Consider the following 1026-nt stretch of genomic DNA (forward strand, 5'->3'; position numbering starts at 1 on the left):
AGAGACTGTCGGGTAACTGGGCAGCTACGTGGTGAGAAGTCGTTCGGCGTTGATGCGTTGGGCGGCTTGCCGCTCGGTGGAGTTGTTCCAGCGAGTCGTCTGACGGGCCAGTCGTATCGTCATGAGCCGAATCATCGCGATCTTGATCATGGTCTCCGAGTTGACGGTCAGCCGTTCGTAGTCCCGGGCCAGGCGCCGGTTACGGACCAGCCATCCGAGCGTCCTCTCTACCACCCATCGGCGCGGTAGGACCTTGAAGCCCTTGACGTCGTCGGTGCGTCTGACGATCTCCACCAGAATGCCGAGCTTGTCTTTCGCCCAGGTCAGCAGGGTGGAGTCGATGCTGTTGGCATAGCCGCCGTCGGCCCACACGAGGGCGATGGCGGTGAACGCCTCGGCCAGTCGTGCCAGGATCCGCCGGCCGCCGGGACGGTCGTTGACGGACGCGGAGGTGACCATCACCACCAGGATCAGACCCATCGTGTCGACGACCAGATGCCGTTTGCGGCCGGTGGTCTTCTTGCCCATGTCGAAACCGCGGGACTCGCCGCCTTCACTCGACTTGATCGACTGGGCGTCCAGCACGGCGGCGGTCGGCTCCGGCTCCCGACCGGCCGCCACCCGCACCCGCCGGCGAAGCTCGTCATGCACCCGGTCCCACGTTCCGTCCTTGCGCCACGTGGTGAACCAGCGATGCGCCGCGTCCGGCGGCGCCAGGTCACCCGGCATCATCCGCCACGGGCAACCCGACCGCAGCACATAGAAGATCGAGTCCAGGATCAACCGATCGCCGTAGACCCGAGGCCGGCCGCCTTTACGCAGGTCACGCACTGGCATCAGCGGTGCGAGGACCGCCCACATCGCATCGGTCAGACTCGACGGATAGCATGAGCGGGCGTCATCCCCGCCGCGATCTTTGTTGCACACACATCAAGATCATGGCGGGGATGATCTATTTGTCGAGCACCCCACATCGACGTGCCTCGCCATAACCCAACGAACCGAACCAGTTACCCGACAGTCTCT

The 1026-nt window shown here is 64.5% G+C and carries 1 pseudogene; it reads right to left on the reverse strand.

Annotated elements, in window-relative coordinates:
* Nucleotides 1-102 precede the first annotated feature (102 nt).
* A pseudogene (locus tag ACXN5W_RS30340) lies at nucleotides 103-927 on the reverse strand (IS5 family transposase); the annotation flags it as partial.
* Nucleotides 928-1026 lie beyond the last annotated feature (99 nt).

It is taken from the genome of Plantactinospora sp. A48 (assembly GCF_055793945.1).